The 25,443-nt window shown below is 60.9% G+C and carries 21 protein-coding genes and 1 pseudogene; 15 read left to right on the top strand and 7 right to left on the bottom strand.

Features of this window, described 5'->3' with window-relative positions; translation table 11 throughout:
- Positions 1-119: 119 nt before the first annotated feature.
- Together NW848_RS04275 and NW848_RS04270 are read right to left on the bottom strand one after the other, a co-directional pair.
- Positions 120-1,115 (bottom strand): heme o synthase, encoded by a 996-nt coding sequence (locus tag NW848_RS04275; RefSeq protein WP_099813179.1) that lies wholly within the window; start codon positions 1,113-1,115, stop codon positions 120-122.
- A 52-nt stretch (positions 1,116-1,167) separates the two neighbouring features.
- Complete coding sequence (locus NW848_RS04270; RefSeq protein WP_049749751.1) at positions 1,168-2,166, bottom strand: COX15/CtaA family protein; 999 nt, start codon at positions 2,164-2,166, stop codon at positions 1,168-1,170.
- Positions 2,167-2,649: 483 nt separating this feature from the next.
- Between NW848_RS04270 and NW848_RS04265 the strand changes: the two genes are divergently transcribed.
- From NW848_RS04265 to NW848_RS04255, 3 genes are all read left to right on the top strand, one after another.
- The gene (locus NW848_RS04265) at positions 2,650-3,678 is read left to right on the top strand and encodes a cytochrome c oxidase subunit II (protein ID WP_011430358.1); all 1,029 of its coding nucleotides are present in this window, start codon (positions 2,650-2,652) and stop codon (positions 3,676-3,678) included.
- Positions 3,675-5,384, top strand: coding sequence for a cytochrome c oxidase subunit I (ctaD, locus tag NW848_RS04260; protein WP_414388584.1), 1,710 nt, complete (start codon positions 3,675-3,677; stop codon positions 5,382-5,384). Before NW848_RS04265 ends, ctaD begins: the two co-directional genes overlap by 4 nt.
- Positions 5,385-5,500: 116 nt before the next feature.
- The gene (locus tag NW848_RS04255) at positions 5,501-6,112 is read left to right on the top strand and encodes a heme-copper oxidase subunit III (RefSeq protein WP_011430356.1); all 612 of its coding nucleotides are present in this window, start codon (positions 5,501-5,503) and stop codon (positions 6,110-6,112) included.
- A gap of 86 nt (positions 6,113-6,198) precedes the next feature.
- Here NW848_RS04255 and holA read toward each other — a convergent pair whose 3' ends face one another.
- Entirely contained in the window at positions 6,199-7,176 is a 978-nt protein-coding gene (gene holA / locus NW848_RS04250) for a DNA polymerase III subunit delta (protein ID WP_011430355.1), read from the bottom strand.
- Positions 7,177-7,816: 640 nt separating this feature from the next.
- Between holA and NW848_RS04245 the strand changes: the two genes are divergently transcribed.
- The 4 genes and pseudogenes from NW848_RS04245 to ispD all read left to right on the top strand — a co-directional run bounded on the left by NW848_RS04245 (position 7,817) and on the right by ispD (position 12,089).
- Positions 7,817-9,184 carry an IctB family putative bicarbonate transporter gene (locus tag NW848_RS04245; protein ID WP_414510470.1) on the top strand — a complete coding sequence of 456 codons (1,368 nt, stop codon included), beginning with the start codon at positions 7,817-7,819 and terminating at the stop codon, positions 9,182-9,184.
- 196 nt (positions 9,185-9,380) lie between these two features.
- Positions 9,381-9,719: a P-II family nitrogen regulator gene (locus NW848_RS04240; RefSeq protein WP_414401695.1), complete on the top strand. Its 339-nt coding sequence runs from the start codon at positions 9,381-9,383 to the stop codon at positions 9,717-9,719.
- Positions 9,720-9,838: 119 nt separating this feature from the next.
- Positions 9,839-11,245, top strand: a pseudogene (locus NW848_RS04235) (ammonium transporter).
- Positions 11,246-11,381: 136 nt separating this feature from the next.
- Positions 11,382-12,089: a 2-C-methyl-D-erythritol 4-phosphate cytidylyltransferase gene (gene ispD, locus NW848_RS04230; RefSeq protein WP_099813180.1), complete on the top strand. Its 708-nt coding sequence runs from the start codon at positions 11,382-11,384 to the stop codon at positions 12,087-12,089.
- Here ispD and NW848_RS04225 read toward each other — a convergent pair.
- The gene (locus NW848_RS04225) at positions 12,086-12,997 is read right to left on the bottom strand and encodes an MATE family efflux transporter (RefSeq protein ID WP_041438348.1); all 912 of its coding nucleotides are present in this window, start codon (positions 12,995-12,997) and stop codon (positions 12,086-12,088) included. The genes ispD and NW848_RS04225 overlap by 4 nt on opposite strands.
- Entirely contained in the window at positions 12,994-13,506 is a 513-nt protein-coding gene (locus tag NW848_RS04220; RefSeq protein WP_041438346.1) for an MATE family efflux transporter, read from the bottom strand. Before NW848_RS04220 ends, NW848_RS04225 begins: the two co-directional genes overlap by 4 nt.
- Before the next feature lie 163 nt (positions 13,507-13,669).
- On the opposite strand from NW848_RS04220, the gene cobM reads away from it, so the two are divergent.
- From cobM to NW848_RS04200, 4 genes are all read left to right on the top strand, one after another.
- Entirely contained in the window at positions 13,670-14,464 is a 795-nt protein-coding gene (gene cobM / locus NW848_RS04215) for a precorrin-4 C(11)-methyltransferase (protein ID WP_414402568.1), read from the top strand.
- Positions 14,465-14,829: 365 nt separating this feature from the next.
- Positions 14,830-15,318, top strand: a complete 489-nt coding sequence (gene sufU / locus NW848_RS04210; RefSeq protein WP_011430348.1) for a Fe-S cluster assembly sulfur transfer protein SufU — start codon at positions 14,830-14,832, stop codon at positions 15,316-15,318.
- A gap of 337 nt (positions 15,319-15,655) precedes the next feature.
- Positions 15,656-15,862 carry a hypothetical protein gene (locus NW848_RS04205; RefSeq protein ID WP_099834884.1) on the top strand — a complete coding sequence of 69 codons (207 nt, stop codon included), beginning with the start codon at positions 15,656-15,658 and terminating at the stop codon, positions 15,860-15,862.
- Positions 15,863-15,902: 40 nt separating this feature from the next.
- Entirely contained in the window at positions 15,903-16,136 is a 234-nt protein-coding gene (locus NW848_RS04200) for a hypothetical protein (protein WP_011430346.1), read from the top strand.
- A 109-nt stretch (positions 16,137-16,245) separates the two neighbouring features.
- Here NW848_RS04200 and fba read toward each other — a convergent pair whose 3' ends face one another.
- Positions 16,246-17,325, bottom strand: coding sequence for a class II fructose-bisphosphate aldolase (gene fba / locus NW848_RS04195; protein WP_011430345.1), 1,080 nt, complete (start codon positions 17,323-17,325; stop codon positions 16,246-16,248).
- 440 nt (positions 17,326-17,765) lie between these two features.
- Here fba and NW848_RS04190 point away from each other — a divergent pair, with 440 nt between their 5' ends.
- From NW848_RS04190 to NW848_RS04175, 4 genes are all read left to right on the top strand, one after another.
- Positions 17,766-18,347, top strand: coding sequence for a hypothetical protein (locus NW848_RS04190; protein WP_414508659.1), 582 nt, complete (start codon positions 17,766-17,768; stop codon positions 18,345-18,347).
- Between the two features lie 119 nt (positions 18,348-18,466).
- Positions 18,467-20,743, top strand: coding sequence for a fused MFS/spermidine synthase (locus tag NW848_RS04185; protein WP_011430342.1), 2,277 nt, complete (start codon positions 18,467-18,469; stop codon positions 20,741-20,743).
- Positions 20,744-20,796: 53 nt separating this feature from the next.
- A complete protein-coding gene (locus NW848_RS04180; protein WP_414388598.1) occupies positions 20,797-21,417 on the top strand; it encodes an NADPH-dependent FMN reductase in 621 nt (206 codons plus the stop codon).
- Positions 21,418-21,573: 156 nt separating this feature from the next.
- Positions 21,574-24,501, top strand: coding sequence for a GAF domain-containing protein (locus NW848_RS04175; RefSeq protein ID WP_099812101.1), 2,928 nt, complete (start codon positions 21,574-21,576; stop codon positions 24,499-24,501).
- Here the strand turns inward: NW848_RS04175 and NW848_RS04170 are convergent.
- Complete coding sequence (locus NW848_RS04170; protein ID WP_011430339.1) at positions 24,439-25,401, bottom strand: energy-coupling factor transporter transmembrane component T family protein; 963 nt, start codon at positions 25,399-25,401, stop codon at positions 24,439-24,441. The genes NW848_RS04175 and NW848_RS04170 overlap by 63 nt on opposite strands.
- Positions 25,402-25,443: the final 42 nt, after the last annotated feature.

The following is a 25,443-nucleotide window of genomic DNA, read 5'->3' as shown; positions in this document are numbered from 1 at the left end:
GCAGAACCTTGGGGCTTTGCCTTCAGGAACTGTCTAGAGGCGCTTTGACAACGCCTTTGCGACGACCGTGTAAGAATCCCCCGCCTTCAGGCCGGGGAGGATGTCAATTGGTTAAGTCGTCAACCCAGGGATCCCATTGCCCCAAGGTGGTTGGCCAGCGCCCCCAGGCTGGCATAGACACCCTGGAGAGAGGCAAGGGCTTGATCCCAAAGGGTGTGGGTCAGCGACCACCTGTCCAACCCCATGGCACCGCACAACAGCAGCAAGTAGAGGTTGGCAAAGGTGAAGAGGGAGGCTGCCCGCTCCCGGCTGTGCGGCTCCTGGAGCAACTGCACCGCCTTCCAAATTAGAAGGGATCCCAGCAGGGTCGCCGCGCTCAAGTAAAAGGATCCCAGCACGTGCAAAGGGTAAACCAGCAGTAGACTGACCGGCACCAGCAACAGGGCGTAGAGAAGAATCTGGGCGGCAGTCGGCCTTTCTCCGGCCACCACCGGCAGCATCGGCACCCCGGCGCGGGCATAGTCTTCTCGCTTTAAAATCGCTAGGGCCCAGAAGTGGGGCGGGGTCCACAAAAAGATGAGGGCAAACATCACCCAAGCAGCCCAGCTCAGCTCGCCCGTAGCCGCTGCCCAGCCCACTAAAGGGGGGATCGCCCCCGCTGCTCCGCCGATGACGATGTTCTGGGGGCTGGAACGCTTCAGCCAGTGGGTATAGACCCCTACATACACCAGGATCCCCGCCATGGCCAAGCTGGCAGCCAGCAAATTGGTAAAACAGGCCAGCAAGCCAAAGGACATCACAGCCAGGATCCCGGCAAACCTCAGGGCATGGCGTGCCCGAATGCGGCCAGAAGGCAAAGGACGATGGCGGGTTCGCTCCATCATCCGATCAATATCGGCGTCGTACACCATGTTGATGACATTGGCTGCTGCCGCCGCCATCCCCCCCCCCAAGAGGGTGACGCCAAACTTGAAAGGATCCGTATTGCCCGCCATCCACATGGCTCCAGCCGTGGTCATCAGCAAGAGGGCGATGATCTTCGGCTTCACCAACTGGCTATAGCTGCGCAAAACCTGCGCAAGACTTTGGTGATGGCCAAAAGGGATCCCTGTCACCGTGTTCTGACAAGGATCTGGACGGTAGGTTTGAAGGATATCTGCCATGGAACTACTTGCCGTTGATCTCTGCGGCCGCGGCTACCCTCCGAGGGCTCCGGGGAGAGCTTCCTTCCTCCTGGCTTTCAAGGCTGTTGCTCGTACGCCAGGCCAGCACCGTAAAGCCCAGCAAGCACCCCAGCAAAGCTGCCCCAATCATCTGGTGGGCTACCGTCAAGGGCTCCACCTGCAGCCGGTAGCGATAGGTAAGAACGCCAACCCCTACTTGCGCCAGCAAAAGGCCCACCGAACCATGGCCCAGCAGCTTGAGAATCCGCGGGAGCTGCCGGCGTCGCCAACTTGTGGCCACCGCCACCACCAACACCGCCAGTGTGGCCGGAGCCACCCCCAGCAAGTGACCGTTCATCACCCCGCACAGCTCGCCAGCAGCTAAGCACTGGTGCAACGCCCATTGGGAAGCCACCAAAGCTCCGAGAAGGCTCTGGACGTACACCAGCAGCACTGCCCCCAAGCCGAGCCAGGGCAAGTAGCCAACAGAAGCTCTTCCCTCCTCCGAAGGAGCGACGCTTGGCAGGGCCAGCAATCCCAAGGTGAGCAGCGTGGCAAAAAACAGCAGGCCCGTGCCCAGGTGAGCCGTCACAATGTCAAAGCGCAACAGCTCCGTTACCGTCAGCCCGCCCAGGATCCCTTGGGCCACGACCAAGACAAAAGCCCAGCTCAGGCCCCAGGGCAGCCAAGCGGGCAAGGCCTTGCGCTTCAGCCAGGCAAACCCCGTTAGCAGCAGGGTGGCCAAGCCCACCCCAGCAGCCACCAGGCGGTGAAACCACTCCAGAAACACCTGCAGGTTCATCTGCTCAGTGGGGACAAGCTCTCCATAGCAGAGGGGCCAATCTGGACAGGATAAGCCAGCATTCATGACTCGAGTGGCACTGCCCAGTCCCATCAACAGCCAAGTGGCCGCTGCTAAACCCAGCAAGGCTTGCCCCATGCGCAGGGAAAGCTCCCTAGACGGCAAGGGATGAGCGTGAGATTGGGAAATCGAAGAGTCCATCGCCGTTGAAAAAGTTATTGCAAGTCAATCCAAGCTCGGAATAATCTGCATAAAAAATAATCGAGATCGATACTTAAGCTATCCATTTCAGTTAGCGAACTTAATTCAATAGGTCTTTGAGGTCTAACTGGCTCAGCATCTAGCTATAGGCAGACAAGGAGACTGACTCCCCTGTAACGGATCCTAAATGCAGACTTGCGGCTGGCGAAGGCTTTTTAAGAATTTCTTTGTGCTGAGCCACGCCTCCTCTGCATGCATCGTTCATCTTCCAGAAGCTCTGTCGATCCTGCCAATCAAGCCGCTCCCCTCTACCAATTCCCAGCGATGAAGATTCTGAAGAGATCCCTAAGCCTGGGCAATCCTCTCCAGCTCCCGTGACCTAAATGGATATGAAGGATGGGTGTGGCCCGCTTCGGCTCTGTTCGCAGAACAGATTTTGTCTAGGGCGGGCGTGCCTTGCATTTGCAGTGGGGAAGAGCAGTCGTGAGTGCGCTCAGTAACATCATTTTGGTGGGTATTGGGGTTCTGCTGACCCTGGCCAGCCTCTGGTATGGCCAGAATCACCATCTGCTTCCCGAAGCAGCGGCCAACTCGGCTCCTCTGTTCGATAGCCTCTTCAACAGCACGATCACCATCGCCACGGGGATCTTTTTGGTGGTGGAGGGGGTGCTTCTCTACTGTGCCATCCGTTACCGCAAGCGGCGGGGCGACCGTGGGGATGGGGATCCCAACCACGGCAACGTGCTGCTGGAGATCGTCTGGACAGCGGTGCCAGCAGTGATCATCCTCTGGCTGGGCCTGGCCAGCCTCGATGTCTATCAGGCGGTGTATGGGGGCGCCGATGTGGGCGGTCACATCCACACGGCCATGGCGATGGAGCCCTCCCAAGACTCAGCAGCAGGGGATCCGGACTATGCCTACACTCCCGCGCTGCTGCCCGGAAAGGAGATGGGCCAGCCGGAGCTGGTTGTCCAAGTTCAGGGCATGCAATATGCTTGGGTATTCACTTATCCGGAGTCGGGTTTGGTGGCTGGCGAGCTGCACCTTCCTCTTAACAAGCGGGTGCGCCTTAATATGACGGCTCTGGATGTCAACCACGCCTTCTGGGTGCCGCAATTTCGCCTCAAGCAAGATCTCATTCCGGGCCGAGAAACCCACTTGGAGTTTGTGCCCACGCAGTTGGGAACTTACCCCATCGTCTGCGCCGAGTTGTGTGGCCCTTACCATGGGGTGATGGCCGGGCAACTAATTGTGGAGACGCCGGAAGAGTTCGAGCGCTGGCAGCAGGAGCAAGTTTTGGCCGCCGGTGGAGAGGGTGGCGCCCTTGCCCTGGCGGCGGACTCGCCGTCACTGCCTCTCCAGCACGGGCATCGTCTGGAATTTTCTCCGTCGGAGTCTGCCTTTGTCCAAGTTCACCGGCAACGTTTGGGCCTCTCGCCGGCTGAGCTGGCCTCTCTCCAACTCCCCCTTGACGCACATTCTGGTGACGCCAGTAGGAGCTTCTTGCCATGACCCAGCTACAGGACAATCCCACCCTTGCCGCTGCCCCCAAAGCCAGCCTGGATCCTCCCGCCGAGCCTTGGTGGCGCTTTTTTACCTTCTCCACCGATCACAAGGTCATTGGGATCCAGTATTTGGTGACCACCTTTTTCTTCTACTTGGTGGGGGGAGCGCTGGCCACAGCGGTACGGGCGGAGCTGGCTACCCCAGAGGCGGACTTTCTCGGCTTTGAGCGCTACAACGGGGCCTTTACCCTGCACGCCACGATCATGATCTTTTTGTGGATCGTGCCGGCTTTGATGGGGGGCTTTGGCAACTACCTGGTGCCGCTGATGATCGGGGCGCGGGACATGGCCTTTCCCAAGCTGAACGCCGTCGCCTTTTGGCTGGTTCCACCCAGTGGCCTTTTGCTGCTGGCCAGCTTGTTTATCGAGGCCCCCTCAGCTGGCTGGACCTCGTATCCGCCGCTGAGCCTCATCAGTGGCAAGGTGGGAGAAGAGCTCTGGATCTTGAGCATTTTGCTGGCCGGAACCTCTTCGATCCTGGGGGCCGTGAACTTCATCACCACCATCCTCAAGATGCGCCTGCCCGGCATGAAGATGGAGGATATGCCCTTGTTCTGCTGGGCGATGCTGGCCGCTTCCATCATCACGCTCATTGCAACGCCGGTTCTGGCGGGGGCGCTGATCCTGCTCAGCTTTGACCTGTTGGCGGGCACGGCTTTCTTCAACCCCAGCGGCGGCGGGGATCCGGTGGTGTACCAGCACATGTTCTGGTTTTACTCCCACCCGGCGGTGTACATCATGGTTTTGCCGGTGTTCGGCATGATCTCGGAGATCTTGCCGGTGCACGCCCGCAAGCCCATCTTTGCCTACAAAGCCATTGCCTACTCCAGCTTGGCCATCTGTTTTTTGGGCTTGATTGTCTGGGTTCACCACATGTTTACCAGCGGCACTCCCGACTGGATGCGGGTGTTTTTCATGATCGCCACCATGGCCATTGCCGTTCCCACCGGGATCAAGGTGTTTAGCTGGCTGGCGACTCTCTGGGGCGGCAAGATCCACTTCCGCTCGGCCATGTTGTTTGGCATGGGCTTTATCTCCATGTTCGTCATCGGCGGCTTGAGCGGGATCATCCTTGCTTCGGTGCCGTTGGATATCCACGTCCACGACACCTACTTTGTGGTGGCCCACCTACACTACGTGTTGTTTGGCGGCAGCGTCTTTGGCATCTATGCCGGCCTCTACCACTGGTTCCCCAAGATGACCGGGCGGCTGCTGAACGAGTTCTGGGGGCGGGTGCATTTTGTGTTGACCTTTGTCGGCTTCAACATGTGCTTTTTGCCGATGCACAAGCTGGGCCTGATGGGCATGCCCCGCCGCGTGGCCCAGTACGACCCGCAATTTGCCGACCTCAACTGGATTAGCTCCGTGGGGGCTTTTGTTCTAGCCATTTCCACGCTGCCCTTCTTGGTGAACGCCATCTACTCCTGGGTGGCCGGGCCCAAGGCCGGCGACAACCCCTGGCAGGCTCTAACCCTGGAGTGGGCGACTTCTTCCCCGCCGCCTGCCCACAACTTCTACGGGGATCCCATTCTGCTGACCGGCCCCTACGACTACGGCCTGCACAGCAAGGAGACTTTGGATTACTTTGCCGCCCAGTTGCAGAGCTTGCGGGAGCTGGCGTTGGCGGAAGCAGAGCCTACGACTTCTTCTTAGCAGGGGGTCTCCATCTTCTACTCACCGGGCATTCCAGTCTTGATCCCGGCTGGGCTGGCCACACGGTCTCAGGAATTCTAAGGTTCGATTGGTTTATTTTTTGAGTGGAGAAGAATATGCAAGGATCCCTTGCTGCTGATGCCTTGATAGCCGGCCACACTCAGGCCCACACCGCTCACGCTGAGCACCCAGATCATCGCATTTTTGGTCTGCTGATGTTCTTGGTGGCGGAAGGCTGCTTATTCTTGGGCCTGTTCATGGCCTACTTGGCTTACAGCCTCACGGCCCCCGTCTGGCCGCCGGAAGGGACGCCGGAGCGGGAATTGCTCTTGCCTGGGATCAACACGGCGATTTTGCTCGCCAGCAGCTTGGTTATCCACCAGGCCAAGCCCGCCATCCAGGCCAATAACGTCAAGGGGCTACGGCTGTGGTTTGCCCTCACTGCCCTGATGGGTGCGATTTTCTTGGCCGGGCAGCTCTACGAGTACAGCCACCTGGAGTTTGGCCTTACCACCAACTTGTTTGCCAGCACCTTCTATGTCTTGACCGGGTTTCACGGGCTACATGTGGCGGCGGGGCTGCTGTTTATTTTGGCGGTGCTTTGGCGATCCCTGAAGCCGGGTCACTACAGCGCCCAACACTACTTTGGCGTCGAGGCTGCTGAGATCTACTGGCACTTTGTGGATGGGGTTTGGATTGTGCTGTTTATCCTGCTCTACCTACTCTGAGTTCCGAAGAGGGATCCTCCCTGGTGAAGGATCTGATCCCGGTGGGTAGGCTGCCCGTTGCTAGAACTGTCCCTGAACGAAAAGGCTCAGGATTTCTGGAGAATGGCCACAATCTGGATCAGAGCCTCTTGAAACACTTCTCGCTCCGGTTGACCTTGCTTGAGCTGATACTCCAGTTGTAAAAGTTGCTGCATCACCTGCAGCAGCGCCGAGCTTTTTAGGGATCCCACCTCTTTTTGGAGAAAATAAACCCGGTTGGGATTGGCAATCTCTGCTTTTTGGGCGATGACTTTGGGATCCCGTTCTCCCTCCTCCAGCAATAGCTTTACCCACAGCCAGGTGCGAAATTGCCCCACCAACACCGCCAGGATCTTCAGGGCCGGCTCGTTGTGATCCAAAAGATGGGCCAGGATGCGCAGGGCCTGATCCAAGTTGCCCTGGCGCAGGGAGGCGGCCAGTTGAAAGCTGTTGTAGGCGCTGGCGGGCACCAAAGCCTCGATTTGCTCAGGGGAGATGGGATCCCGTTGGTTGACCGTAAACAAAGCCAGCTTTTCCAGTTCCATCGCCAAGCGGCGGGAGTCGTTGCCCACGGCTTCCGCCAACTTCTGGGCTGCCTCTGGGCTGAGCTTGAGATCCCGCTGCCGGGCCTCGCTGTATACCTGCCTCAGGATACCCTCTTCATCCCAGGGGGCCAGTTGGGGAAACTCGCGGGCAAGGGCCACTTGCTTGAGGAGCTTGGTGGATTTGAGCCGTCCATCGGGCTTGTTGCGGGTGGTCAACAACAAATGGGTGGTGGGGGGTAAAGAGGCTAACGTCCGCTCCAGTTCCCTTACCCACTCTTCCGGACAATCCTGGGTGAGCGTCGTCTCTTCCAGCCAAACCAGGCGAGCGTTGGATCCCAGGGGCGGGGTCATGGCCAGGTTAAGTCCGGCCAGTGTGGACTCCGGCGGCAGGCGATCGTAGTTAAAAGCGGCCCAGTCGGGATCCAGCACTTGCTCCCGCAACTGGTGCACCGCCTGCATCAGCCGATAGGTGTCATCTCCCCAGTAAAGGTAGACAGGCATACTCCCCCAAGTCCCCTCAGCTTGGTCTCCAGCTTTTTTCCGTAGTTTCTCTAGGCGTTATTTTGCTTACGTTAATCAGCGGCAGGTTCCGGGTCTTTATCCGGGATCTTCCGGAGAAAGCCTGGCCAAGTTTCAGCTTCTTTTCTCTCTAAAAAAACGCCAGCTTTGCATGATCTAGCTTGGCAAATCCTGTATTCCCACTGAAGAACTATCATCAATCTTCTCCTAAGCTGAGCTTAGAGACGGGGTTGGAGGGAGGGCTGCAAGCGTATGGACACCATTGGCGAACTGGAGTTCAAGGTGCAGGTTTTAGCCCGCTGCCTGGGATCTGCTCTGGGTTTAGGCCGGCCTATTCGTGTGCAAATTCATTATTGTAATCCCCAAGTCTTCAATGCAGGCCAGTTGGGAGCAGGGGTTTCCCCTTTCAACTCTGAAGAGGTTGGGAAATCCCAGCCCCACCCGCTAGCCTCGTTTGCCTAAAGGGCGCTTCGAGGTCGGCGAGGCAGCTAACTCTAGCAATGAGTCTGCGAGTTCTAGAAGGGGGATCCCGCTTGCCTTCCCGCCCTTGCCCCTGTTCGCTGGGGAGATAAACTCGGAAGATAGGCCTGAAGCACAAGTGCCCAGGGCGCTGGAAGGAGCCATGGAACGAGCAACGCGACTGTGGCGCGGCCTGCTGCTGCGGGATTTTCCTATCGAGTCCTGGTGGCAGGGCAGCCTTTTAAGCCGAGTGTCGGGATCCCTGCGGAGTTGGGGCAAAAGCAGCCTACTGGTGCAAACCTCTGACTGGATCGGTTTGGGCCTGGTGCTGCTGTATTGGGTCTTTTCGGCGCAAAGCTCCACCGGCATCCTAGGTCTGATTTTGCTGGCCATGGCGGCGCTTGTGGTCTTGGGCTGGCTGGTGGAAACCCCAACTTGGCTGCCCGTCCATCTGCCCCTAGGCCTGTTTTGGGGAATTGCCACCCTGGCCACGATCCTTTCGCCGGTTCCCTATGCAGCGCGGGAGGGCTGGCTGAAGTTGACGCTCTACCTGGCCGGCTATCTGCTGCTGCAGCGTCTGCTTCGCCAACTGCAGTTTCGGGATTGGATCGTCGGATCCCTGCTTTTGGTCAGCTTGGCGATGGGGGTCTATGGCCTGCGGCAATACTTTTACGGGGCTGCCGAGCTGGCCACCTGGGTGGATCCGGAATCGGGCTTGGCAGGCCTGACGCGGGTGTACAGCTATCTGCGCAACCCCAATTTGTATGGGGGCTACCTGGTTCCGCTCCTCCCCCTGGGGCTGGCTGCCATCTTCCTCTGGCCGGGCTGGGGGATCAAGCTCCTGGTGGGGTTTACAACCGCCGTCAACTTCATCTGCCTGGTGCTGACCTACAGCCGCGGCGCCTGGATTGGCGGCCTAGCAGCGCTGGGAATGATGGCGGTGCTGCTGGCGCAATGGCACACCCCCCACTTGCCGGCCCGTTGGCGGCGTTGGACGCTGCCGGCTCTGTTGGGAGGGGGAGCAGCCGCGCTGTTGCTTGCCATCCTAACAGTACGTCCCCTGCGGCTGCGGGCTCAGAGTCTCTTTTGGGGACGGCTAGATACCAGCAACAATTTTCGCCTCAACGTCTGGGCCGCCGTGCTGGAGATGATCCGCGACTTTCCCATCTTGGGGATCGGCCCCGGCAATGTCGCCTTTAACCGCGTCTATCCCCTCTACCAGCGAGGCAACTTCAGCGCCCTCGGGGCCTACTCGGTGCCGCTGCAACTCACACTGGAGACCGGCTTCGTCGGATCCCTGGCTTTTGCCTGGTTTTTGCTGGTGCTCTGGGATCACGGCTGGAGATGCTGGAACACTTTGCTCAGCTCCCGGGATCCCGAGGGCCTGTGGGTGGCCGCAGGCTTAGCGGCTTGCACTGGCATGATGGCCCACGGCCTGGTGGATACCATCTGGTACCGTCCCCAGGTGCAAATGCTGTGGTGGCTGGCGGTGGCTCTTATCACCGCCAGCTCGGCTGCTGGCAGCCCCTAGCCAAGCGACCAAACTCCTGAGGCGCTGCCGGAGACTTCCTCCCCCTAGCCTGCCCCTATTCCGAGCTTTTGCCTTGACGAGAGCAAATCCAAAGTGTTAAACATCCTGCAAGAGATAAAAAATGTATTTGGATTTACAATTTGCAGGTGCTAGCAGTGTTAGAAATTAGCGGAACTGTTGGGGATATGGGAGGCCAATGAAAAAGATCGAGGCTGTAATCCGGCCCTTCAAGCTGGATGAGGTGAAGGTAGCCCTGGTTAATGCCGGAATTGTTGGCATGACTGTAACCGAGGTGCGGGGCTTTGGTCGGCAGAAGGGACAAACCGAGCGCTATCGGGGATCCGAGTACACCGTCGAGTTCCTGCAGAAGCTAAAGGTAGAGATCGTGGTCGAAGACGACCTGGTGGATACGGTGGTCGAGAAGCTAATTGCAGCAGCTCGCACTGGCGAAATTGGGGACGGCAAGATTTTCATCAGCCCCGTCGAGAAAACCATCCGCATCCGCACCGGTGAAATGAACCAAGACGCCCTGTGAAGGAGCTGTTTTTGCAGTCTCTCACCTCAGCCTCATCTTGGCTTGGGAGGTGGCGGGGCGTATCTTTTTGTTGTAATGGCGTTGCCAAAAGTACCGTCTTGCTAGGTGAGTCGAAGAACATGTCTACAATGATGATCCAAAGGCTCAAAGGCCAAGTAGTGCAGCGGCTCTGGCGACCAGCTCAGTGGGGCTTAGCTGCTGCGCTGACGATTTCCCTGGTTTTTCTACTTGGTCAGGAGAGCGCCTTCGCTCAGGATGCCGAAGCTGTCCAGGAAAACGCCAACACCATCTGGACACTGGTGGCGGCAGCCTTAGTGTTCTTCATGCAAGCTGGCTTTGCCATGGTGGAGACGGGCTTTACCCGCTCCAAAAATGCTGCCAACATCATGATGAAAAACCTAATGGACTTCTGCATGGGCTGCTGCGCCTTCTGGGTCATTGGGTTTGGCCTGATGTTTGGCCAGAATGGCGGCTTCTCCGGCAGGAGCTGGTTTGCTTTTAGCTGGCAGCAAGCCCACGAAGCAGGGGACTGGCCTTTTACGTTCTTCGTCTTTCAGATGGTCTTTGCCGCCACCGCTGCCACCATTGTTTCCGGCGCCATGGCGGAGCGCACCAAGTTCTTGGCCTACCTCATCTACTCTGTCGTCATCTCTGGGCTGATCTACCCCATCTCGGGGAGCTGGGCCTGGAATGGCCTGTTCGGCGACTACAACGGCGGCAGCAGCGGCTGGCTGGAAAATCTGGGCTTCATCGACTTTGCCGGGTCAGGGGTGGTGCACCTGGTGGGAGGTGCTTCTGCCTTGGCCGGGGCGATGGTGGTTGGCCCTCGCATTGGCAAGTATGGCCCTGACGGGGAGCCGCGGGCAATTCCTGGGCACAACCTGCCCCTGGGGATGCTGGGAGTGTTTATCCTCGCCTTTGGCTGGATTGGGTTCAACGCTGGCTCGACCACTGCTGCCAGCCCTGATGTTGGCTGGATTGCTATGAACACGCTGCTGGCAGCTTCGGCGGGAGCCATTGGGGCGATGATCACCTGCTGGGCGCATTTTGGCAAGCCGGATATGACCTTTGCGGCCAACGGGGTGCTGGCCGGCTTGGTGGGCATCACCGCCCCGTGCAATACCGTCCATCCTGTAGGGGCTCTGATCATCGGCTCGGTGGCCGGGATCCTGGTGGTGATCTAGGTGGTGATTTTGGATACGGTGCTGAAGGTTGACGACCCGGTGGGGGCCATCTCGGTACACGGTACCTGCGGCATTTGGGGACTCTTGGCAGCCGGGATCCCTTGGTTTGCCCACGCCGATTCAGGGGTGACCTGGGCGCAATTTGGGGTGCAGGTGGTGGGGGCTCTGGCCTATTTCTTCTGGCCCTTTATCACCTGCTTGATCCTGTTTTTGATCCTCAAGGCAACCGTTGGCCTGCGCACCAGTGCCGAAGAGGAGCTGGCCGGCTTGGATGTGGGCGAGCACGGTAACGTGGCCTACCCGGATTTTGTCAGCGCTGCCGCCAATTTGGAGCAACCTTGAGGCAGCCCTGCGGCTCTAGGGAGGATCCACGTTCGAGCGGCAGCGGCAGCAATCGCCCCTGTCAACGATGCGGAGGGCCAGGTTTGGCCCTCCCTAACTGTAAACTGGGATCCGGTTGGATGCGCTTTTGGATCCCATGCACCTGTTGATCCCGGCGGCTGGCAGCGGCAAGCGGATGGGGGCGGCGGTCAACAAGCTGTTGCTGCCCCTTTTGGGCCAGCCTATCTTGACTTGGACGTTGCAGGCGGCGGATCGGGCCCGTTCCATCGAGTGGATCGGCATTCTCTCTCAGCCCGGCGACTGGCCGGCCATAGAGCAGATCCTGGCGTCCATCGAGCTGGCCACGCCGGTGCAGCTTCTGCAAGGGGGGGCGACGCGGCAGGAGTCGGTTTACAGGGGGGTGGAGTATCTCTATGGGCGGGGAACGGTGGAGCGGGTATTGATTCACGATGGGGCCCGCTGCTTGGCCACCCCTGAATTGTTCGATCGCTGCAGCGCTGCCTTGGAGCAGGTGGACGGCTTGATTGCGGCGATCCCCGTCAAGGACACGATCAAGGTCACCGAGACCGGCCCCAAGGGGATCCAAATCCAATCGACACCGGAGCGCAGCCGGCTGTGGGCAGCCCAAACGCCGCAGGGGTTTCGCCTGTCGCTGTTGTGGCAAGCCCATCGGGAGGCGCTGGCCCAGGGGTGGCAGGTAACCGATGACGCAGCCCTATTCGAGAAGCTGGGTTGGCCGGTTTACATCGTGGAAGGGGAGGAGTCTAACCTGAAGTTAACCACCCCCTGGGATCTGGTGCTGGCCGAGCAAATTCTCCAGCAGCGCCTTGAGCTGGCGCGCTAGCTCAACTCACTATGGCGATGGCCCTGACGCAGAGCCGCCTTTTGCCACACCCGACTGCGCCAGCGGCTGAGCAACAGGCCGGCCAAGCCGGCGACATAGATCAGCATGGCCAACCAGCCCCCCACAGCCCCCCATCCCAACCCCGGCAGGAAGGGGATCCAACTGTGGGAAAAGATCAGCATCTGCGCCAAAGGCAAGAAAAAGAGCCAGCTCATCCCGAGCATGATCGCCATGGGGGCCCGCACGTCTCCCGCGCCGCGCAGGGATCCCGCGGCAGAGAAGTTGATGCCATCGAAGAGAAACGAAACCGCGATGATCTGCAAAAGCCTCCCCCCCAACTCCACAATCGCCGCGGCGTTGGCATCTGTCCCGGCCACGAACAGGCCGAGCAAGGCTTCTCTAAAAAGCGCCAGCCCGCCGCCGATCACGGCCATGTAGCCGACCGTCCAGGCTATCACCGCATTCCCCAAGCGCATCGCCCAAGCCGGCTGCCCGGCGCCAACGGCCTGGCCCACCAGGACGGTTGCCGCCTGTTCCAAGCCGAGGGCCGGCAAATAGGCAAAGCGAGACAACATCAGACACAGGTGGGCCGTTGCCCCCTCCACAGCCCCCAACTGGCCCAGCAGCAACTGAAACACCGTGAAAGAGCTCATGTCCGCCAAAGCGTAGATCCCCATCGGCAGGCCCAGCCGCAGCAAGGGCCGCAGGGACTTGTGAGCCAAAAGCCAGGTTTGCCGCGTAGCGTAGTCGCGCTGGATCCAGGCCGAGAGAAACAGCAGCAGGTAAAGGGCCAGCTCCCCGTATTCCGACAGGATCGTGCCCCAGGCGGCTCCGGCAATCCCCCAGCCCAGGCCGAAAATGAACAGGGCATTGAGGATGCCGTTGAACAGCACGCTCCAGCCACTCACAGGGTGATCCAGGTGCAACCAATGCCGTTAAAAAAACCCGCCAAGGCAAAGCTGCCCAAGAGAGCGGATCCCCCCCAAACGCGAACTTGCCAATAATCTGCCGCTTGCTCCGCCACCCCCGCCGGCAGGGGCAGCCCTGAATACAGCAAGCTCCCCAACAGCGACAAGAGGCCACAAAGGGGCAATAGGCCCAACCCCAGCTCAACTCCCGACCAGGCATAGCGAGAGGCCCCCTTCGGATCTCCGCCGGCGTAGGTTTGCGCCACCAAGGTTTGCACTGCTCGCCCCAGACTCATGAAAGGGGTCAAGGCCACTTGGGTGGGCAACCAAGCGGCGTTCATCCCGGCCAAGGCTTGGCTGGAGATCTGGCCGATAAACCAGGTGTCGGTTATGCCCATCAGCGCCTGAATGCCAGCGCTGAGCGCCAAGGGCATCGCCAACCTCAGCACAACCCCATGATCCACCCCTGGGATCCCGCGGGCATCCAGCCGCTGCGCTACAACTCCCATGTCCTCCCTGCTCGCCCGTGGCACGCAAAAGCGCGCAACCCTCTGCCCAGGCAGCCTGTATTCTATTGTACTACACATAATACAGGCCAGGTCAAGGGACAGAGCCTGCAGGGGATCCCATCCTCGGGGGTAGCCCTCTGCTGCTAGGATGGGAAGAAACCTGATGAGCCAACCGACTTCGTCCTACTGGCCGGTGCACATTGTCGGCGCCGGCCCTGGGGATCCCGAGCTGATTACCCTGCGCGGCCAGAGAGTACTCTCAGAAGCAGATGTAGTATTCTATACCGGCTCTTTGGTGCCGGAGGGGCTGCTGGCCCATTGTTGCCCCGACGTGGAGGCCATCGACACGCGCTCCCTCACCTTGGAAACGCTGCTGCCCCAGATGGTGGAGCGGGTTAAGGCGGGGCGGCGGGTGGTGCGGCTGCAGGATGGGGATCCGTCTCTTTACGGCGCTCTGCACGAGTTGCTGATTCGGCTGGCGGAGGCCGGGATCCCCTTTGAGATCGTGCCGGGGGTGAGCGCCTTTCAACTGGCAGCCGCCCGTTTGCAGGTGGAGCTAACGGTGCCGGAGCTGGTGCAGACGGTCATCCTCACCCGCGCCAGCGGTCGGACGCGCGTGCCGGAAGCAGAAGCCCTGGCCAGCCTGGCGGCCCACCGCGCCTCTTTGTGTCTGTATCTGAGCGCCCGCCATGTGGAACAGGCCCAGGCGGATCTAATGACCCACTATCCCGCCGATACCCCTGTGGCCATCTGCTACCGTCTGGGCTGGCCGGACGAGCGGATCTGGCTGGGATCCCTGGCGGAGATGGCGGCCCTCACCCGGCAAGCCGGCCTAGAGCGCACCGTGCTCTACCTCATCAGTCCCGCCCTACGGGGCTTGGCAGGAGCCGGCTCGGCCCGCTCGCGGCTCTACAGCCCTGACCACGCCCACCTCTTCCGTCCCAAACGGCACCGTTAGACTCTACTGCAACTGGCTTTTTTAGGACTTGCCTTGGAGGCCCCCGGCCTGTCGCAGCTACTTTGGGCACCTGGGCGTGTTGCCCTGCTGGTCAGCGAAAAAGGCCGCCAGCCCCCGCCCAAGACCTACCCTGCTGCCGGTGGAGGGAGCAGGTTCCGGCAGAACTGGGCGGGGCAGCCGTCGAAATCCACCCGCTTGATCTGGGAGATGAGGAGGCCCTGCCTTGCCCCGCCGTTGCAGCCCAGAGAACAGGGTTAAGATTAAGTTAGTTAGCTTGGGCCTAGCCAGATTGGCCGGAAGGAGCCGTAGCCCCTGGAGGGTGGGGATAGGGCTCTGGCCCAAGCAGCGACCAAGCGGGAACGACAATGCCTCTCGACAACCTGCGCGGACTTTATCAGCAAGTCATCCTGGAACGCTACAGAAAGCCCCGCAACTTCGGCAGGGTCGATCCGGTTCATCGTCGCCAACGCGGCCATAACCCCTCCTGTGGCGACACCATCGACCTCACCTTGCAATTGGATCCCGGCCAGGAGCGGATTGCCGATATCAAATTTGAGGGAGAGGGCTGCGCCATTGCCCTGGCTTCTGCCGATCTTATGGCCGATGCCGTGCGCGGGCGCACCATCCCCGAAGCGCTGCAGTTGGTCGAGCGCTTCCAGGCCATGATGCGCGGCGGCGAAGAGTTTCCGCGGGAGTACCGCTCCCTCAATGCCATGAAGGGAGTTGCCCAGTTCCCGGTACGCATCAAGTGCGCCAACCTGGCCTGGCATGCCCTCAAACACGCCCTGGAATCGCCCGCACCCAGTGGATCCCCGGACAACCCAGGTTTTGTGAGCAACGAAGACGCCGACTAGGTTCCGACCTCCGGGCGGCAATGGAGGGGATCCCTGTAATCCAGAGAACTCCTGGGATCAGGGATGCCCGGGCTGCCTCTTTGCTCGGCTGGGAGCCAATGACCTCACCAGCAAGCCCTTCAACGCCGCCACCCTGGCCGCCGCAACCGCGGCTCTGCTGAGCTGGGATCCCTGAACTCACCCCACAGCTCCGTGGGATCCCCGCCGCTATCCGCCAAATGGCGTAGAAAAATCCTAGAAATCGCGTACGTGGATTCTCGGTGTTTTCCGTTTTTTTTTTTACGGATATTTGGGCTATGATGGGGACGTAAACGTTGGAAATGCGGAGGAAATACAGATGCAAGCTGGTGTAGATCTAACGCTAGATTACCGTACTTACCGCTTGGCGGCGTTGCTGAGCGAGCACTTTCCCATGGGGGAGCTACTGGGGGTTTCCCTCAAGTGGCAGGACGATGCTTCTGCTGTAGACAAGCTGCAGACTGAGGTCGCCCGTTCCTGGAGGGAGCAGATCGAGCAGCGCTATCTCGTTCCTCGGCACAAGTAATCGGGAACTCTCGAACGAACCCTCTCAAACGGAAACGACCATGAATGCCTCTTTGAATTCTCTCCCTGTTGCTCCGGCCCTTAGTATCGAAGCAATCGTGGAGCAAGTTTTCCGCAGCGGCTTTCTCAGTTTGCAGCAAGAAAACCTCATCAACGAGCTGCTCTTTCAGCGGCGCTACTCTGAGGCCGACTTGGAAATGCTGGATCGCCTGACTTTGGCGTTGCTGAACCAGCAAGTCGAAGCGGACAAACCTTCTGTAGCAAAAGCTGCCTGACCGGCAAAACGCATCAAGTTCCTCCAAAGCAAAAGGGGATCCACAAAGGATCCCCTCACCTGTCGATATTGAGTTAGAACCTTTGGGCTGCAGCGGCTGGGTGTGAGGGCTAGACCGCAACCGTCTTCTTCACCTGAGCCGCCAAAGCGCCAGAAGCATACTTGGCCGCCATCTCGTCCAGGGTAACCACCGGGACTTTGGTGCCGTGGCCGGCACAGCCGAAGGCGATGTAGCGCTCGGCGCACACTTTTTGCATTTCCTTGATAGAAGGCTTGAGGAAAGAGCGGGGATCAAAGTCCTTCGGATTCTCGGCCAGGGCGCGGCGCACCGCAGCCGTGATGGCCAGACGGTTGTCGGTGTCGATGTTAACTTTGCGCACTCCGTTTTTGATGCCCCGCTGAATTTCTTCCAGCGGCACACCGTAGGTTTCGGGAATGGAGCCGCCGTACTGGTTGATGATGTCGATGAGCTCCTTGGGCACCGACGAGGAACCGTGCATCACCAGGTGGGTGTTGGGCAGGCGGCGGTGGATCTCGGCGATGCGCTCCATGTCGAGAATGTCGCCCGTGGGCTTGCGGGAGAACTTGTAGGCGCCGTGGCTGGTGCCGATGGCCACAGCCAGCGCATCCACTTGGGTTTGCTCCACAAAGTCCACGGCTTGATCCGGATCGGTGAGCAGTTGGTCGTGGCTGAGGGCCCCTTCAGCGCCGTGGCCATCTTCTGCTTCCCCGCGGCCTGTCTCCAGGGATCCCAGGCAGCCCAGTTCTCCTTCCACGCTCACGCCGACAGCGTGGGCCACCTTCACCACCTCGGCAGTAACGGCCACGTTGTACTCATAGCTGGCCGGCGTTTTGGCGTCTTCTTTGAGGGAGCCATCCATCATGACGCTGGTGAAGCCGTTGCGGATGGCGGAGTAGCAGGTGGCGGGGCTGTTGCCGTGGTCTTGGTGCATGGCGACGGGAATGTGGGGATAGGTTTCCACTGCCGCCAGGATCAGGTGGCGCAAAAAGTGCTCGCCCGCATACTTGCGCGCCCCTCGAGAGGCTTGCAGGATGACTGGACTGTTGGTTTCATGGGCAGCTTGCATGATTGCTTGAATCTGCTCCATGTTGTTAACGTTGAAAGCCGGAATGCCGTAGTCATGTTCGGCGGCATGATCCAGCAGGATCCGCATGGGAACGAGAGCCATCGGTTACCTCCTGAGGTGCTGACCTGATGCGTGTGAGATTTGCTTACCGTTAATCTTAAGGTATCTTTTACGTTTTGCGGGATGTGACCCCGGAGATTTGGGGATTTCGCCAAAGCCTCCTTGCCACTATTGGCCGCAATGCTCGCGCTGAGGCGCAACGATCCCGCTGCGCTCTCCAGATACACTAGACATGGGTAGAGCGGGGTGCGCTCCGAGGTAAACGTCGCCTTGTCTACGCCCGCCTGTTAACTTCTAGCTTTTTGTGGACATTATTTTCGCCTTTCGTTTTGCATTTTGTCTTGTTTGTCCGGAGGATTGAGAAGGTGCATTGTAATCCGTGGCCAATCCTGGGCGCGAGCTGGGGAAGGACTTTGTCGGGCCGGGGTAGAAGACTGCGTCCCGACGACGCGAAAGGACTCCGTCCCGCTGACGCAATCAGTTTGGCCATAGCCTGCTGGGCAGTGGTGGGCCTTCCATCGGCGGCATGGGGGATCCCTGGGCAATCGCCGGATCAAGCGGCGGCCTGGGTGAGAAATAATCCTGTGCTGCGGCCCCGCCCGGGCGAAACCTTGAACATTCACCGCGTGGAGCCGGATGGATCCCGATTTACCTTTTTGGCCTCGGTGGCCCCGCCGGGCCGGATCATCAACCCGCTGGATCGGGAGACGATTCGCTCGGAGCGCATGACCTTCTTTCGCCCGCAAGGGCTGACGGCAGAGGATCTTTTCCAAGCCATTCGCGAGATCTACGGGCCGGAGATCGCCGCCGATTTGGATCGGGCGGTGGAGGTGATCCGCTACCCGGCCCCTGAAGCCTTGGCCAACAATCCCGGCTACAGTCTTGCCCTGGCCACCCAAGGCGTGGTGCTGCGGGGGGATCAGTTTGTCTATTGGCTGGAGCTAACACAAAACCCGGATGGCCGCGTGCAGCAGGGCCAGGTGTGGGTGTTCCAAGAAGAATGGCTACCCAAGGTGGAAGGGGAGTTGGCCGAACGCTTTCCCCTACAGGTGATGAGCCGCTGAGCTGAGTTTGCAACTTCCCTTGGGCGGGCGGAGGTTCGCGGCTGCTGGGATCCGCCCCTGAATCCAGCACCGGCATCCAAGCTTCTTAGAACTGACAGCCAGGGGTTGGGGGCACGGCTGTGGTTTTGCTGGTTGGCCTCACGTTGTTCGGCAGCGCCTTTTGCCTTTTTTGGGGGCAGTTGTTGGTGGGCAAATTGCTGCTGCCGCTCTGGGGGGGATCCCCCCTGGTTTGGAATACCTGCCTGGTCTTTTTCCAGCTCGCTTTGCTGCTGGGCTACCTGTGGGCAGACCGGCTGGGGCGAGGGCTCGCTCCCGGCTGGGGCGTGCTGCTGCACGGGATCCTCCTGCTGGCGGGGCTGAAGTTTTTGCCCTTTCAGTTTGGGATCCCTGGCCAACTGGAAGGGGTCTTCCCTTCCCTAGCTCTGTTGGCTGACTTGACAGCAAGGGCGGGAGTACCCTTGCTTCTCCTGTCGGGGACGACGCCGTTGCTGCAGCGGGCGCTGGGAGAGGCGAAAAGGGATCCCTACGGGCTCTACGTGGCCAGCAATGCCGGCAGCCTAGCGGGGCTGCTGGGCTATCCGCTGCTCTTGGAGCCGCGGTTGTCTCTGTCGGGGCAAACCCACCTGTGGACGGGATCCTACGCTCTGGTCGCAGCGCTGGTGCTGCTGGGTGGGGTGGGGCTCATGCTGAACGGGCGGGAGGTGACTTTCCCGAGGGGAGATCCCGTGGAGGAGATCCCCCCCGTCTCCTGGCGGGAGCGTTGGCGCTGGGCCGGCTGGGCCTTTTTGCCGGCGGGCCTGTTGGTGGCGGCCACCACCCTCTTGACCACCGACGTGGCGGCGGTGCCCCTGCTGTGGGCCGTTCCCCTGAGCCTTTACCTCATGACCTTCATACTGGCCTTCGGCGGCCTCTACCCCAATGACTTGGCTTTAGGGACAACGGCTCTGCTGGCCTGTGGAGCGCTAGGGGCCCAGGTTCTGGGCTGGGCGAGACCTTGGTTTTGGGTGTTGCCGCTACATCTGGGGGCTTTTGGCCTGGTGAGCTGGGCCTGTCACAGTCAGTTGGCCAGATCCCGTCCACCCGCCCAGCAGTTGACGCAGTTTTACCTGTGGCTGGCTGTGGGAGGCAGCTTGGGAGGGCTGTTCTCCGCTTTGCTGGCGCCGCAGATGTTTGAGACCTTACTGGAGTACCCCCTGCTCTTGGGGGTGTCGCTGGCGGCCTTAGCGGCACGGGGAGGGCGGCTGGGCCTGTCGCTAGGGCTGGGGTTGCTCTTGCCTTTGTTGCTGTTGGGCTTTCGTCCTCAGGCGCTCTTTCGCCTTGGAGCCGCTGGGGGCTTGGCTCTGGGGATGGCCCTTCTGGGGTCTGTAGGAGAAGGCAGCAGAAGGCGCTGGGTGGGAACAGGGATGGGTCTAGTGTTGCTGCTAGGACAAACCTGGCTGCCGCCGGGGCTCCAGGTGGTGGCCGAGGAGCGCAGCGCCTTTGGCCTCCACCGGATTGTGGAATACCACGCTGAGGACGGATCCTTCCGCAGCCTGCTCCACGGCACCACCCTGCACGGCAGCCAAAACCTGGATCCCCAAAAGGCCCTGGAGCCGCTCACCTATTTTTCCCGCGAGGGGCCGGTGGGTCAGGTGTTCCAGCGGTGGCGGGCGCAGCCGCCCTCTTCTCCGGCCCAGGTGGCGGTGCTGGGGCTGGGGATCGGCACCTTGGCCGCCTACGCCGAGCCAGGGGATGAGTGGACGTTTTTCGAGTTGGATCCCACCGTGGCCGACTGGGCGGGCCGCTACTTCCCCTATCTCGATTGGGCCAGCCGGCGGGCGCAGGTGCGGGTGATCTTGGGCGATGCCCGGCTCCGCCTGCAAGGGATCCCCGATGGCAGCTACGACCTGATGGTGATAGATGCCTTCAGCTCCGACGCCGTGCCGGTGCATCTGCTTACCCAGGAGGCCCTGACCCTCTACCTCCGCAAGCTCAAGCCCCAGGGCTGGCTGCTCTTTAACATCACCAACCGCCACCTGGACTTGGCGCCAGTGCTGGCCGCCTTGGCAAGAGCATTGCGGCTTCCCGCCTGGCAGCAAGCCCATGAAGAGCTCACCGCCGCCCAGCGCCGGGCAGGGCTAGCCCCTTCCCACTGGGTGCTGATGGCCAAAAGCCCTGGTGGCCGGCAAGACTGGGATCCCTGGCAGCCCCTTTTGCCCCAAGCTGGGGATCCCCTCTGGCGAGATGATTTTTCCAACCTGCTACATGTAATCCGCTGGCCCCAGCTTCCCCTGCTGGGAGATATCCAGATCCCAGCTCCGAAGCAGAATCCGGCTGTTATCGCTGCGCGACGCTTCGGCAATGCGTCAGCCTTATTCAGCAAGACGGCTAAAGAAATCTTTACAATGCAGATTTAGTATGAGTTATGATTGTTTGAAGCATAACTAATGTCTGCTCAGGAGCCTGGCTTATGTCTCCTTCAACCCTGCAAGCCCCTACTGTCGATTGGCAAGCCGTCATGGCTGAAGCCTCTGGAGCTTGTTTCGTGGCCATCGGCGGCAGCTTGCGGCCCAATTCTTTGACTTATCAGGCGCTAGAGGTGGTGCGGTGCGAGTTTGAGAGGTTGAGGCTTCTCTTGCACATCCTCGACCTGCGGCAAATGAAGTTGCCCTTTGCCGATGGTTCGGAATCCTACCCGGACTATCCCGACGTGGAGGTTTTGCGGGCAACAATGAAGCGGGCCGATGGGATCATCCTGGCTAGCCCTGAGTACCACGGCGGCATCAGCGGCAGCCTGAAGAATGCTCTCGATCTCTTGAGCTTTGAACACTTAGAGGGCAAGGTCTTCGGGCTGATCAGCGTTTTGGGCGGTGAGAGCAACAGCAATACCCTCAACCAGATGCGTTTAATTGTGCGGTGGGTGCATGGCTGGGCGATCCCGGAGCAGATTGCCATTGGTCGGGCTTGGAGCGCCTTCGATGAGCAGGGCAACCTCAAGGACGAAAACCTACGCCAGCGCTTGCAACGCTTTGTGCAGAGCTTGGTCACCAACACCTCCAAACTGCGCGGGTCCCGGCTCCCAGCTCCTTGAAAAGGGCCTAGGTTCCCCAGCAGCCCCATTTTCAAGAGGGGCTTCCCCTTTCCTGGGAGAGGGGCTGACGCCCAAGTAACGGCATGGCTAAGGTGGGCCAAGAGAAAGCTGCGGCCGCTTTCCCTCTGCAGAAACCTGCATAACCCACGTCGGGCCATGGTTCAACCTCCTTCCCCCTATTCTTCCAGTGGAGCTGGGGCCATCTCTCCCCTAGTTGCCCTACAGGCAACCTTGCAACAGATGCGGGAGCAGAGCGATGCCAATGCCCTCATTCAGCTCACGCTGGAGTATGTCAAGGCGGTGTTTGGGGCGCCGCTGATCTGGCTGGCCTTTTATGACTATCAAAATCACCAGTTGCTGGGTCAGGGAGGGTTTAGCCTTGTGGAGGAGCCAACTCTCTTGCGAGGGGTGCATCCCCTGCAGCCGGGGGAGATCTTGGAGCAGGTGGTGATCGAGCAGCGGCCCATCAGCGTGCCCGATCTTTCCCAGGAGCCGCGCATGGGCCTTTGGCAGCGGGAAGCCAGGCGCCTGGGCGGGATCCAAGGCTGCTTCATCTACCCCTTTTCAGCAGCAGGGCGGCGGCGCTGCCTGGGGATCCTGATGCTGGGATCCCAGATGTGGGGGGTTACCACCCGCGAGGAAGAGAAAGCGCTCCTGGGGATTTTGCTGGGCCAGTTGGCCGCCTCTTTGCAGGAGCTGGAAAATGCCTGGAGGCAGCAGAGCGAAAAACGCCTTGAGGATTCGCTCCTGAGGCTGGGAACGGCGATATGCCAGGCGGGATCCCTGCAGGAACGGGTCAGCCTGGTGAGGCAGGAGCTGCAGACTTGCCTGGGCGCCGTCCATATCCAGGTGTACTGGCACGAGCGCAGCCGGGGGCGGTTTGTTCCCCATGGAAGCGCCTCTAGACCCAGCCAGCCACCTACTCCTGCCCCCATGTCCAAAGAGGCCAAAGCAGGAGCAGCGTCGCCAGGAGATGGCGGCCTTTCGCTGCGGGAGTTGGGAGATATGTACTACACCCTCGCCGATGGCCAGGTGGTGGTAGGCGGCACAGGGACGACCCGCTCCGAGATCCCCCTCAAGCTGATGCAGCAGTTGCGGGCCCAGGCGGCCTTGGCCGCCCCCATCTTGCTGGAGAAAGATCTGCTGGGGTTCATTTGGGTGCAATCGGATGTGCCCCGCACCTGGCAAGCTGTGGAGCGCCAGTTGGTGGCCGCCGCCGCCAATGGGCTGGCCTTAGCCGCCCCCCTGGAAAATCTGGATCGCCGCATCCGCCAGTTGGCCGACGAGCAAGAGTTTGTGCAGCAGGTGGGCCGTTCGCTTTACAACCCGGCGGAGCTGCCGCAGGCTCTCCAGCAAGCCGTCGTCGGCCTGGGCCAGCGTCTGCAAGCCAGTGCGGTGGCCGTCCTGACAGTGGATCCCGATAGGCCGAACCCCCGCCTCTTCTCCGAGTACCGCAGCGAGGGCAAGCAGGCTCTGCCGCCGCAGTTCAGCTCCTTAAGCGAGCAAGACTGGCAGGATCTGCTGCGCAGCGAGGTGGTGGCGGCGGAAAACTACGACCAGGATCTGCGCCTGCTCTCCTGGCGGCAAGAACTGGCCCCTTTGGGGGTGCGCTCCCTCATGCTGACTCATACCGGCGCCAGCGGCACTGCCACCCCCGAAGGGCTGATCCTAGTGCTCCACCCGCGGCCAAGGGCTTGGAGCCGAGAAGAACGGCAACTGCTGCGCGGGACTGCCCAACAAGTGGGATTGCTCCTGCGGCAACTTCGGTCTCAGCAACGGCAGGAACGGCAAGAGCACTTGCTCAGCGGCCTGATCGCCACTTGTCTGACTTTGCAAAACCTGGCCACCCCTGAGGCTCTCTACGCCACCATCGCCCAACAGGCGGCCCAACTCCTCCAGATCCCTTTGGCGCTGGTGGTCAGTTGGCAGCCGGGGGAGAGCCGGGCCTGCTTGCAGCCGCCCTTTGCCGCTGCCCCCGAGTTCTGCCCCAGCGGCCCCACTGAGATCAATCGGCAGGATCCCTTGCTGGCCGCTGCGCTGCAGGCGAGGGGTCCCCTCCCGCTTGCCCAAGACCAGATCCCGGCTGCCAGCCGCGCCTGGTTAAACTCGGTGGGCCTGGGATCCTGGCTGCTGGTGCCCTTGGGGGAGACGGATCCCTCGCTGCCGGAGCCCCTGGGGGTTTTGATCCTGGGAGCAGAGGCGGACAGAGTCTGGGAGGCAGAGGAGCAGGCGGCTGTGACGTTGATGGCCCAAACCTGTGGCTGGACGCTGCGGCGCTTGCTTTGGGTGCAAACTTTGCAGGAGCGGCAGGAGGTGCTCAGCGAGTTGAATTGGTACAAGCACCGCCGCCTGCTGGATCTGCAAAATGCCCTGCTGGACGGCCTGCGCCGCCTTGGCCAAGTGCCGGGCATCCGGGGAGATGAGGCCACCCGCTGGCAAAAGGTGGTGGAAATCGGCAGGGAGCTGCGGGATCTGGCCGTCTTCGCCGAGCCGCTGTTGCAGACGGAAACGTGGCAGGTGCAGCCGCAGTTGCTGTCGGTGCCCCTAGCAACCTTGGTGCGCAAAAGCCTGCGCCGAGTGGAGGGCCTGACCCAAAAACGCAAGCTGTGGCCGCGCGCCCACGGCGACCTCAGCCTCGTCGTCCAGGGCGATGTCGGGCGATTGGAGATGATCCTCTGGGAAGTGCTGCTGGCCGCTGCCTTGCGCAGCCCGGAGGGGGGGCGGCTGGATCTGTGGAGCCAAGCCACAGAGGGCTATGCAGAGCTGCTGGTGGTGGATCAGGGCAGCTTCGATCCCCACCTGCTGACGGCCTTGCAATGGGATCCGCAACAGGTCATCTACGCCGATCCCCTCTTCCAATCGCCGCTCTCGGCGAGCCCCGGCCTGGAACTTGGCCTGTGCCAACGGCTACTGCAGCGGATGGGAGGGCAGCTCTCCTTCTATTCCTCTGGGGATGGGCGCTCCGTTGCCCGGCTGCTCCTGCCGCTGGCTGGCAAGGAACTGCGTCCCCCGGCCGTAGCCTCAGGGGGACAAGGCCCTCAGCAGCCAAAACAGGGGCAGCAGGGCCAGCGCCCCGCGATCTAGCTGCCGCAGGTGTAGGCGGTGCCAGCGCAAGGGGTGGTCGGGGCCGGTCAGCCCACGCGCCTGCATGGCCATGGCTGTCTGCTCTGCCCGCAGGAGCAGGTTTTCAAAAAAGCGCTCCACCAGAGCCAGCAGGGTTTGGATCCCGCCCCGGAAGCTGAGGGATCCCCAGCGGACATCGCGGGTGCGCACCGCCCGCACCAGGTTTTGCACCTCCTCCATCACCAGCGGCAGAAAGCGCAGCGCCAAGGTGAGAGTGAGGATCACCTCCGCAACTGGCCATCCCCAGCGTTTTAGAGGCTGCACCAGGTGGCCGATCCCCTCTGTGATCTCTTCTGGGGCTGTGGTCAGCAAAAACAAATTGGTGGCGTAGAGCAGCGTAAAGATGAGGGTGCCCAGCCGCAAAGCCACCGACAGGGAACGGCGGGACACCTGAAAGGTTCGCTCCCCTAGGGAAACCTGCAGCAAGCGGTAGCGGTAGGGAGTCGGCCAGGCACGGGTTTGCTCCCGCCAGGCCCGCTTGGCTGCTGCGCGGGATCCCTCTTCCACCCCCCCGTCATAGCCGGGGATGAGCCCATAGCCCACCACCTGCGCGTCCTGCCGCTGCGGCTGCGGGAAAACCCCCAACCCATCGGGAGCGAAGCTGGTGATCCCAAAAGTGAGCAGGCTGAGGGCTAACACCAGCGAGAGCTGGCCCGACCAGACCCGACGCGGCAGGCGGGCTGCCACCGTCAAGAACAACAGAACCGCCACCACGGCCAGGCGCCAGCCATTGCCAGCCAAAATTGGGCTGAGCAGAAAGCTGAGCAGCCAGGCCAGCTTCACGCGCGGATCGAGGCGGTGCAGCCAGGTGCGCGGCTCTTCCAGGTAGATTCCCAGCGGGGCATTGCGCAGAATATCCACTGCAGGCAAACGGGAGACAGGTTATCCCCCAAAAGGAGAACG

The organism is Synechococcus sp. RC10A2, from assembly GCF_047502605.1.
Note: the sequence above shows the minus strand (reverse complement) of the source record. Positions and strands in the feature narration are given on the sequence as shown.

Excerpts from the sequence above, each read along its gene's own strand:
- NW848_RS04270 (WP_049749751.1), bottom strand. The coding sequence starts at position 2,166 with ATGGACTCTTCGATTTCCCAATCTCACGCTCATCCCTTGCCGTCTAGG.
- ctaD (WP_414388584.1), top strand. The coding sequence starts at position 3,675 with ATGACCCAGCTACAGGACAATCCCACCCTTGCCGCTGCCCCCAAAGCC.
- NW848_RS04255 (WP_011430356.1), top strand. The coding sequence starts at position 5,501 with ATGCAAGGATCCCTTGCTGCTGATGCCTTGATAGCCGGCCACACTCAG.
- holA (WP_011430355.1), bottom strand. The coding sequence starts at position 7,176 with ATGCCTGTCTACCTTTACTGGGGAGATGACACCTATCGGCTGATGCAG.
- NW848_RS04245 (WP_414510470.1), top strand. The coding sequence starts at position 7,817 with ATGGAACGAGCAACGCGACTGTGGCGCGGCCTGCTGCTGCGGGATTTT.
- NW848_RS04240 (WP_414401695.1), top strand. The coding sequence starts at position 9,381 with ATGAAAAAGATCGAGGCTGTAATCCGGCCCTTCAAGCTGGATGAGGTG.
- ispD (WP_099813180.1), top strand. The coding sequence starts at position 11,382 with ATGCACCTGTTGATCCCGGCGGCTGGCAGCGGCAAGCGGATGGGGGCG.
- NW848_RS04220 (WP_041438346.1), bottom strand. The coding sequence starts at position 13,506 with ATGGGAGTTGTAGCGCAGCGGCTGGATGCCCGCGGGATCCCAGGGGTG.
- cobM (WP_414402568.1), top strand. The coding sequence starts at position 13,670 with ATGAGCCAACCGACTTCGTCCTACTGGCCGGTGCACATTGTCGGCGCC.
- sufU (WP_011430348.1), top strand. The coding sequence starts at position 14,830 with ATGCCTCTCGACAACCTGCGCGGACTTTATCAGCAAGTCATCCTGGAA.
- NW848_RS04205 (WP_099834884.1), top strand. The coding sequence starts at position 15,656 with ATGCAAGCTGGTGTAGATCTAACGCTAGATTACCGTACTTACCGCTTG.
- NW848_RS04200 (WP_011430346.1), top strand. The coding sequence starts at position 15,903 with ATGAATGCCTCTTTGAATTCTCTCCCTGTTGCTCCGGCCCTTAGTATC.
- fba (WP_011430345.1), bottom strand. The coding sequence starts at position 17,325 with ATGGCTCTCGTTCCCATGCGGATCCTGCTGGATCATGCCGCCGAACAT.
- NW848_RS04180 (WP_414388598.1), top strand. The coding sequence starts at position 20,797 with ATGTCTCCTTCAACCCTGCAAGCCCCTACTGTCGATTGGCAAGCCGTC.
- NW848_RS04175 (WP_099812101.1), top strand. The coding sequence starts at position 21,574 with ATGGTTCAACCTCCTTCCCCCTATTCTTCCAGTGGAGCTGGGGCCATC.